The sequence below is a fragment of the Streptomyces sp. NPDC058664 genome (assembly GCF_042716635.1).
Lineage (GTDB): Bacteria > Actinomycetota > Actinomycetes > Streptomycetales > Streptomycetaceae > Streptomyces.
The window spans coordinates 1-9621 of sequence record NZ_JBHXRW010000113.1; the positions used below are offsets into that span (position 1 = coordinate 1).

General features: G+C 63.7%; 5 protein-coding genes and 1 pseudogene. 3 read left to right on the top strand and 3 right to left on the bottom strand.

The features are described 5' to 3' along the window. Positions 1–155 precede the first annotated feature (155 nt). From ACFWUY_RS39545 to ACFWUY_RS39555, 3 genes and pseudogenes are all read right to left on the bottom strand, one after another. Positions 156–649, bottom strand: a pseudogene (locus tag ACFWUY_RS39545) (transposase family protein). Between the two features lie 181 nt (positions 650–830). Then, positions 831–3497 carry a LuxR C-terminal-related transcriptional regulator gene (locus ACFWUY_RS39550; protein WP_384121498.1) on the bottom strand — a complete coding sequence of 889 codons (2667 nt, stop codon included), beginning with the start codon at positions 3495–3497 and terminating at the stop codon, positions 831–833. 1352 nt (positions 3498–4849) lie between these two features. Further along, positions 4850–5692 (bottom strand): recombinase family protein, encoded by an 843-nt coding sequence (locus ACFWUY_RS39555; RefSeq protein WP_384121500.1) that lies wholly within the window; start codon positions 5690–5692, stop codon positions 4850–4852. Positions 5693–6212: 520 nt separating this feature from the next. On the opposite strand from ACFWUY_RS39555, the gene ACFWUY_RS39560 reads away from it, so the two are divergent. From ACFWUY_RS39560 to ACFWUY_RS39570, 3 genes are all read left to right on the top strand, one after another. Next, positions 6213–6365 (top strand): hypothetical protein, encoded by a 153-nt coding sequence (locus ACFWUY_RS39560; RefSeq protein WP_384121502.1) that lies wholly within the window; start codon positions 6213–6215, stop codon positions 6363–6365. Between the two features lie 240 nt (positions 6366–6605). Beyond that, positions 6606–7658, top strand: coding sequence for a tetratricopeptide repeat protein (locus tag ACFWUY_RS39565; protein WP_384121504.1), 1053 nt, complete (start codon positions 6606–6608; stop codon positions 7656–7658). Between the two features lie 65 nt (positions 7659–7723). Next, positions 7724–9085 (top strand): MFS transporter, encoded by a 1362-nt coding sequence (locus ACFWUY_RS39570; protein WP_384121506.1) that lies wholly within the window; start codon positions 7724–7726, stop codon positions 9083–9085. Positions 9086–9621 lie beyond the last annotated feature (536 nt).

Here is a 9621-nt window from a genome sequence, read left to right on the forward strand (position 1 = left end):
GTGGCAGGATACGGAAACCTTCAGGGCCCCTTCGGTCGCCGGTGTGATGAGTGGAATCACCACGCCAACGACCAGGGGCCCTGCCTCGTCACCACCCTCGCTGACCAGCCCATTTCACCCTCCAGCACAGGATGAAAGAGGCTCACTGAGCGTTCTCAGCGTTGATGCTCCAGGGTGAGGATGGCTGCGGCGATGGCGGTCATGCGGTGGGGGCTGCAGCGGGCCCGGCGGAAGATTCGCCAGGACTGCATCGTCCGATGCTTCGTTCGCCCGGTGCTCGTGCCGCTGACAGGGCCCGGTTGATCGTCTACTGGGTCGTGGTGAGGTCCGGCGGGGAAGCCGTCTGATCGGTGTGGTCACCCCGGGGCCGGCGCCGATACAGGCGCGGTCGGCGAGGACGGGGATGCCCTGGCGTTCGCAGATCCGGATGATGCGGTGGGTGCGGGCCACGGCCAGGTCATGGGTGCGGCCGGGCAGCGGCGGCGATCTGCGTGAGCGTGTCGTGTCGGCAAAGGTAGAGCAGGCCCACGAGGGCACGCTGGTGGGGCGGGAGCTTGCAGCGGTGGTCACCCTCACGAGTGATGATGAGCATCGATACCCACTCGACGAGGGCGTGCGGCAGGTCGAGTGCGACAGGATAGGAAACCAACGAGGCTCCTGGGCTGATGAGTTGATATGTCGAACACCTCTCTCAACAGCTCAGGAGCCTTGTGTGTTGCGGGAGACCGGTCTGTCACCCGTTCAGTGGCCGCCCTGAAAGAGCTCGCTCGGCTGCGGTAGACCGACAGCTACGAGCGCAGCGCTGAGTAACTGTCGCCTTCTTTGATGCCTCACTTCGAGACAGGCCGCTGGGGGGTGGACTTGAGGTACTCGGCAAGCTGACTGCGAGTCGTTACTCCAACTTTGGTGTAGATGCGTTGCAGATGGTTGTCGATCGTCCGAACGGAGAGCGTCAGCTTGGACGCAATATCTTTGCTGGAGATGCCAGCAGCTGCCAGAGTGGCAACCTCGTGTTCTCGGCGAGTCAAATTGGCCGTGGATGGCGCGACAGTGGACAGCAGAGGGGTCTGCGCTCCTTGGCAGTGGGCCAGAGCCGAGTGCGCACGCACGATTGCGGAAGTGGCGCGGCGGGGCTGGTCCGCTGCTCGCCAGGCTGCGCCAGCCACGGTACTCGCCTCGGCAGCGAGCAGGTCTGCTCCCATGGCTTCGAATGCATCGCAGCAATTCATCAAAGCCTCGGGGTCGTTCGCAGCGAGGGCGGCAGCGAATGCTGCTCTGGCCGGCGCCAGCCCGCCGTCACACATCGCGGCGAGCTCGCTGAGTCGAGTGGAGACCTCATGTGGGGCCCCCAGCCTCGCCACGTCAGTCAGCAGCAGAGCTTCGGACGTCACATGGCCGGCTGCATGAGCGCTCTGCGCCGCCTCGGTGAGCGTGGAACGTGCCCCGGGAAGATCTCCACTCGCTGCCCGCAACCACGCTTCCCCCAGTCGCTCCTCTCCTGAGAGGTAGCCCATGTGAGGAAACGATGCGCTCTCCCGCACGGCGGCATGAGCAGCGTCAAGATCACCCATGACGGCTGCGGAGGCGGCGAGTCCGGACAACACCAGTCGCAGCGCCTTGATGTGGTGGAACGACCGTGCCTGAGCCGCGGTTTCGGCGTACAGGTGCCGCGCGGTTGCCGGATGACCAGCCATCCACTCGCTGCGTGCCATGTGAAGGGTGAGCCACAGCTGAGGAAACCACGCACCGGTAGCAAGTAGTTCATCGGATGCGCGTGATCCGGTCTGCAGTCCGGTGGTAAAACGACCTGCCTCGGAGAATGCGAGAACCATGGAGATCAGTTCCGACGCTGGATGAGGTACCAGGGCAGTCTCATTGACCCGAAGATGCGCCTCATAGGCGCTCTTGGTCAACTGAAGCGCAGCATCGGTATGCCCCAAGGTAGCCAGCGCAGCTGACTTCATTTGCGCCCCGATGAGCCAGGCATCCACATCTGGCGCGTCTTCGATCGCGTTCGGCAGAGAGGCAAGCATTTCTGCGGCTCGCGCAGGCTGCCCTGAAACGGCGAGCATGGATGCCTCATTGAGCAAGAGGATCTCTTGGCCGTCTGCGCTGGTGACTTGGCTTCGGGCTTCGTTGTTCACCGACAGGGCGTCTTGAACGCGGGCGCCCATCCAGTACAAGTTGTAAGTCCTTGCTCGAACCGTCGCGAGTACCTCGCTCTCGGTGCGAGCGTTTTCGTGAGCCTCGGTCAGTACAAGATCCGCCTGTTCGAACCTGCCAAGTTCCAGCAAGGCGTCACCCAGCAGAAGGCGACTGCGCACCGTGCGGTCGCCGGAAGCGAGCCCCTTGAGCAACAGCACGACCTGTTGATAGTCGTGAGCATGTCGAGCCAGCGCGGCAGCATGTGTTAGCAAAATGGGATCTGCACTTCCTGTGGCCGCCATTCGCCACGTGGCGATATGGAGCGGATCGCTCCGGCGGCGGGCACCGTGCCCTTCGATGCGCTCTACTTGTCGCAACAACAGAGCCCGATGGCGTTCCTCCGAGATCCCATCCCGCAGGGTCTCGCCGTACAGCGGGTGCGCCAATCGCACCGTGATGCGGCGTCCATCGAAGGTGCTCTGAATGATCCCAACACGCTCGAGCTGTGCGAGAACCTGCGTACTGACTTCTGCTTCAGCGTCAGGAAGCGAAATCGGTTCGCATGCGGCAAGGAGTTCCAGCACAGGCCTGGCCTCTTCGTCGGCGTCGGCGAGTCGGTGCCTGACCAGTTCGGTGAGGCGTCCTGTGCCGGCCAGACCACCTGCCAACTCCCAGACCTCGCCGTCGCTTGCAAGTCTTCCGTTTGCCAGTGAGCCGAGAACAAGTTCGCGAAGGTAGAGAGGGTTGCCATTACTTGCTGACATCAACTCTTGCACGGTCCTTCGCCCCACCGGGCCACCAAGAACCTGAAGGAGCAGTGCCTCGACGGCCTGTTGGTCCAAGCCCTCCAGGTCTACTCGGTATACGGCATCTGTTTTGAGGAGGACGGTTGCGGCGACACTCATCATCTCGTCAGACCTGATGGTGGCGATCATGAACACCACTCCAGCGTCCATGAGTTGGCGCAGAAGGACAGCCGATGCAGAATCGAGAAGGTGAAGATCGTCAACCAGAACGACCAGTCGTCGGCGCTCCGGGTCTGCGAGAGCCCGCGCTACCGCGGGAAAGCCAGCGACAGGATCGGTAAGGTCCACCTCGTCGGGGACGAGGTGGGCAATGGCACCCAGGGGCACTGTGGCCGCAGCAGCAGTCGCCAAGACCCGCCGACCACGCATGCCAGCTTGCACAGCGTGCCGCAAGCACTCATCCGCAAGGCAAGATTTACCTGCACCCGCCGGCCCGTAGATGGCAAATCCCTGGGCCCGCCGATCCGCGAGCGCTTGCTCGAAAGCTGTCATCTGAGCCTCTCGACCGACGAGAGGCCAGTTCACCAAGCCCTCTGGTTCACTCATCGGCCCACCTCCCAAGCTGATCCAAAAGAGAACGCGTGTCCAGCATTAAGTATTACTCCACTCGGCGGGCCCGGCACGTATCGGCAGGCGCGTTTTATTGAGGTGAGGGTGGAGCGTGTGGGGCCCGATGGATCAAGTGTTGGCTGTCGTCAACGGGTAGTAGGCGACAGCATGGCAAGATCGATTTCCCTTACCTAGTGTTATGGCAGCAGCGCTATAAGCGTGAGGCGGGTGATCCTAGTGCATGGTGTGACCTAGGAGGGCGAACAAGATCTTCTTGAGCCGTACTGGCCGGCTGGAATCTGCGTCGACTATGCTAATGATCTTGTTTTCGGTGCTTGGCGCGAGTTCGTACACGTCAGGAGCCGGTTCGGTGTATTGGGCAGCAATATGGAGTGCTGTGCAGAAGACTGATCACCGAAGCCGGCGTGCTGCGGCCAGCACTCTTCCTTCGGGTACGAGTTGCTCATAGCGGTCACCATCTCTTGCGGCAGTGCTCTGCAGGGAGCGCGAGCTGGCGCGACAGCTACTTGTGGGACAGAGAGAATGCATCGACCTCTGCTAGAGGCCACAGCAGAAGTCTCACCAACCTGCAATGGTGAGATGCGATTGTTGGCTCTGCCTGGAAGCTTTCCGTGACAAGAGGCGCCCGTGGCTGCCCGGTAACCTTCGGGTGCCCGACCTGAGCGAACGCGGCCTCCATGGCATCGAGCAGGCTTCGACACGTTCACGGATGGAGGCCCAGTGAGGCTGGACGGCTTGGCGCTACTTGGGCCGGGACGGGGGCGACGGTCGCCGACTCAGCCAAACCCATGGCCAGGCCGACTTGCTCAACGGCTCTACGATATCCGCAACAAGATCGTCCAGTGAGATCGCCGTGTGTGGCCACCTCGACAAGACCAAGATCGTGCCCTGCCAGCCAAAGAAGGCCACAGGCACAAGGCCTTGAGCGCTGCCGAGCGGTTGGGTCAGGGACACAGGTCCGAGATCGACTATACCGGGCCGAGCGCACCGTTTGGCTAGATCACCGCTGGGGTGGGTCCGCCCTGCGCGGGGTGGTTCAAGTCGTTGAACGCGGCGGCCGTTGCTGCAGGCTGCGGGGGATTTCACTTGCGAGGCGCCCTGCTGGTCGGGCCGGTGAGCTGGGAGAATATCCGTGCTCTCAGCTCAGAACAAGTGCCTGTCTACGTCCGCCTCCTACAGCCTGTCGGCGGCCGACGGATCCAGGTTCATCAAAATTTTCCCGGTTTCCTGATCGTGAGGGTGACAGCGGACCCGGCCCCCGGAGTCCTACCCCAGGCGCCAGCCGCAAAGTAGTGGGGAGATCACGTGCTCGCCGACGTGGCGGCCTGCTAGTCGTGTTCGCGGAGCATCCGCATGACGGTGGCGGGCGAGGGGTGCTGGCCCTTCTTCGCGCCGGTGGTGATGACGAGCCGCTTGGCGATGCCGCGCAGGCTCATCTCCTGGTTACGCAGGTGGAGGGCCATGGACAACATGGACTCGTCGGTGACGCCTACGCCGCCGATGGTCTTGCCGCGCTTGCGGGCGGACTCATGGCCTTCGAGAGTGCGGTCGCGGATGTACTCGCGCTCCATCCCGGACATGGCCGCGAGCACGGTGAACACGATGCCGGGCGGGTCGTGCGAGCCCTTCAGTTCTCCGGTGAGGAATTCCAGCCCGACATTGCTGGCTTTGAGCTCTTCGGCGAGCATGGCGAGTTCGGTGCCGCGGCCGAGTCGCTTGTGCTCGTGGACGACGAGGGTCACGACGACGCCGGAGGAGCAGATCTCCCCGGCGAGCTTCACGGCGGCCTCCAGCTCGGGGCACCGGGTAGCACGGGTGGAGATCTTCTCCGAGAAGACCCGGACTGCTCCGGCCTCTGCGAGTGAGTCGAGCTGCGCGTCGAGGGACTGCTGAGCGGTCGAGGCATGGGCATAGCCGAGGCGGACGTACCCGACCGGTTCGGCGTCGGCACTCATGGGCCGGGGTAGCTCGGTCCACACCAACCCCGGTTTGCGTACGGCGGGAGTCGGCACGCTGAGGATCTTGGCGAGTTGGGGCACGAGGCGGAAGCGGGCGGTGTGGTACTGGATGGCCACCTTGCCCTTGCCGGTCCGGCACAGGGAGCCCGCAGGGGCAGCGCAGGTGGACATCGGGCAGTGGTGCGATTCGACGCGCTTGAAGTCGTCGTTCACAACTCCGAACTGTTCGTGAGGGCGTCTCAGGCATCCAGCTGTTTGCAACAACTCATGAAACATGATCACTGCAGGCGGACCGCCGACCGAGCGTCTGTTTCACAGGCGACCACCTATGAAACGACGTGTCGACGCGCCCCGGTGGAGCAGCTACGAAGAGGCCCTGCCAAAGCCTGTGGAGATCGCTGTGCTCCTTCACCCGTGCCAGCCGAAAGAACAACCGACCCCTTGGGCTGGTGCAAACCTGGCTCCATCGGGGTACCAGGGCCGCCGCGGTCCCAGCAGCCCACGGACGTCGTGCTTGTGGGCGCCGATCTTGTGAAGTGCTCTTCAGTCGCGTCCGCCTGTAGCCCAGATGCCTATGCCGGGCGTCGGCGACCGGAATTTGAGCGTCCGATACTCATCCATACCCCGCCTTGGTCAGGAGAGTCTGTTGATGATCACAGGTGTTGCCTCACGCGCATGAGATGGCAGGGCCAGAGCGCCGGCAACACCATTCATTTCTCTGCAGAGGATTGTCATGACTCTTACCAACCAGGTCGTGGTCCGTCGCGGTCTCTCGACCAACCACAACCAGGTCGTGGTCCGTCGCGGTCTCTCGACCAACCACAACCAGGTCGTGGTCCGTCGCGGTCTCTCGACCAACCACAACCAGGTCGTCGTGGGTCGCTGACGCGTCCTTTCGTGACCGTCGCTCGGTCCTGAGTTTGTTCTGTGCTGCCGTAGGACAACAGCCGGGTTTCGCACGCCTGAACCCGGTTGGACCGCTGCCCTTTTGAGGTGTTGCGGTTACCGGCGTCATCAGGATGGTTCCCTCTGCCGGAGACCGGCGGAGGGAACTGGAACCTGGGCTGCTGAACCGTCGGGCTTGAGCAGCTCTCTGGCTCCGGACCGTTTCAAGGAGATTTTGCCTGTGACCGTTCATTCCGAGCAGTCCGTAGCTGGTTTGCTGAGTCAGGCTTTGATGGCTCTCGAGGCGGGGGACGAGGAGGCCGCCCGAACTCTGGCCGCCCAAGCGGAGGAGCTGAGCACAGACCCGCTGGCCCTAGCCAACTCAGCCCTGGTGCAGGGATACATCGACCAGCATGCCGGCCAGATGGAGAGCGCGCTTCAGAGACTCGAGCACGCTGCCGCTCTCGCCGCCGACCACTGTGACGTACCCGAGGGCGTTTCCCTGTACCTGAATACGATTACGGCGATGGCGACAGTGTATCGAGTGCAGGGACGATACACTCCGGCGGAGCAGCTGCTCGTCACAGCGGTGGGCCGTGTGGAAGAGAGAGCGGCGGCAGAGGATATCGCCGCCGCATACAACGAGCTCGGGGTGCTGTTCAAGTATTCAGGGAAGTTCGAAGCGGCGGCGGATTTCTATAAGCGGGCGCTGAACAGGCTGAGTGGCACCACCAGTCCCGAACTGGCCACCCTTTATCACAACATCGCCGGCCTCGCTCACGCCCGAGGTGACTACGCGGCAGCGGAAGACCCCGCGCGCAAGGCAGTCGCTGTACGGACGGAGGCGTTGGGGGCGGATCACCCGGATGTCGCCGCCGACTGCGCTGCCCTGGCCCCGATCCTCCTCGAGATCGGTGAAGCGGAGGAAGCCGAGTCCCTGCTCCGCGAAGCTCTGCAGATCTTCGAGAAGGCCTACGGCGCGGACCATTACGAGGTAGGCATCGCCACCGGAAACCTCGCCGCCGTGATACATCAGTCAGAAAGGCCTGAGGAAGCGAAGGCTTACTACGAACGCTCGCTGGCGATACTCGAGAGTGCTCTCGGTAGCCAGCATCCTGAACTTGCGCCCGTCCTCAACAACTTCGCCCAGTTGATCCGCGAGACGGACCCCCGTGGGGCACAGGCAGCCTTGGAGCGTGCCCACCTGTCGCTGGTCTCCGCCTCTGCCGAGGAGAGCCACCCCACGCTCATGGCCGTCAATGCTTGTCTGAGCGAACTGAAGAACCAGAAGTGATCATCGAAAAGCACGGTCGGAGGCAAGGTATGGGAGTTCAAGGAACAGCCACGCGCACTCGTAGCGTGAACGTCCTGGACAGGAAATACAGACGGACGACCATTGCCATCACATCGATCGTCACGATGGTTGCCTTCGAAGCCATGTCAGCGAACATGATCATGCCGTCAGTGGCCGTCGATCTCGACGCGGTCGCCTCTTACGGCTGGGCTTTCAGCGCATTCCTGGCGGCCAGCCTGCCCGGAATGATCCTCGGCGGCCGTCTGACCGACCGCGGGAGAATCCGTCCGACATTCCTCGCAAGCCTCGCACTGTTCACCGTGGGCCTGACCCTCAGCGGATTGAGCTGGGCGTTCCCTGTCTTCGTCGTCGGCCGTGCGCTGCAAGGCTTCGGCGGAGGTCTCTACATCGTGGCGCTGTACGTGCTGATAGCCCGGCTCTATCCCGAAAACCTCCGGCCTCGCATGTTCGCCGTCATGCCAGCGGCGTGGGCAGTTGCCGCACTGCTCACACCCTGGCTCGCGGCCTCAGTAGCCGCCACTTGGACTTGGCGCGCCAACTATCTCGGAATACTGCCTCTCATCCTGCTCGCAACCATCGCCATCGCTTCTGCGACAGGATCCGGCGCCGCCGAGAGCGCGACGCAGCCTCAAGAGGCCCAGCCTCCGATCCTCCGGTACACCGTGGCGGCCGCGCTCGGCATCGGAATGCTGCAGTTCGCCGGACAGAACTTCACCCTGGTACTAGCCCCGGTCCTGCTCGTCGGGCTACTGCTGCTGGTCGCCGGCGTCCCGAAACTGCTGCCCACCGGCGCCCTGCGCTTCGCTCGGGGCGTCCCCGCGATCACCTCCCTGCGGGGCCTGCTGGGAGGAGCCTTCGTCGCAGCGCAGTCCTTCGCTACTCTCTTCCTCGTCCACGAACGCAGCGTCTCAACCTCTGCGGCGGGCGCGGCCCTGAGCGTGGCAGCCCTCGGATGGGCTGCTGGCGCCTGGTACCAAGGCCGCGACAGCGTCCAGCAATCCCGCAGACTTCTTCTTCAAAGCGGCTGCGCACTGGCGATGGCCGGAATCATTGCCACGGCGCTCCTTCTCCTTTCCTCGCTGCCGGCGATCCCCGTGTCCATAGGGGCAGCCGCCATCGGAGGGATCGGCATGGGCCTAGCCGTACCGAGCATCAGCGTCGTTCTGTTCGAACAGTCTGCGCCCGACGAGCAGGGCGCCAACGCCGCCGCGCTTCAGGTCTCTGACTCGCTCGGCAGCGCAGCCGCGCTGGCGCTCACCGGCCTGATGTTCGCGCAGCTGGAGTCATCCGCCTCTGCAGCCTTCGCAGCGATCGTCGCCCTCGCCACGCTTCTAGCCGCCTGTGCCACCGTCCTGTCGAGCAGATGCTTCGCGGTCAAGAACGTCGCCCCACATACGGCCGGGTGACCCACGTGCTGCTGCAGAACCCGCGCGCCGAACCCGCTTCGACGGTGTGGGGCTGATTCGAGCCCCAGTGCGCAAAGGCCGCGACGACCAGGGCACGGCCCGCGCGCAGCGTCCGCACGCATCGGATCGGGCGGCCCGACTAGCGGCCCCGCCCCTTCGGGGCCTGGGTCCTTCAGCATGACCGACCGACCAATCGGTAGACGGTGTCCGCCGGGGTGCGGGGGCGGGGCACCGAGAATTCCAGGTCCAGGCGCTTTTCCATGCCGAGGCGGAAGGTGCCATACGGGTTGATGTTCGACCAAGAACAGCTTGGTCAAACCGCGCCGGTCCTCGTCCGAGAGCCTCGACGCCCATGCGAGTTCAGCGAGGACCTGCTGCACCAGCAGGGTGTTGACGTGTACGAGCGCGGACTGAAGCAGGTGCAGGGCGAGCATTGAGGTGGGGCCTTGACCCCGGCTTTTGAACACGTCTATGTGGCTTGGGCCAGGGCAGTTGCTGCGGGTTGGAGGTCGTACTCGTAGGCAATCGGGGGTCGC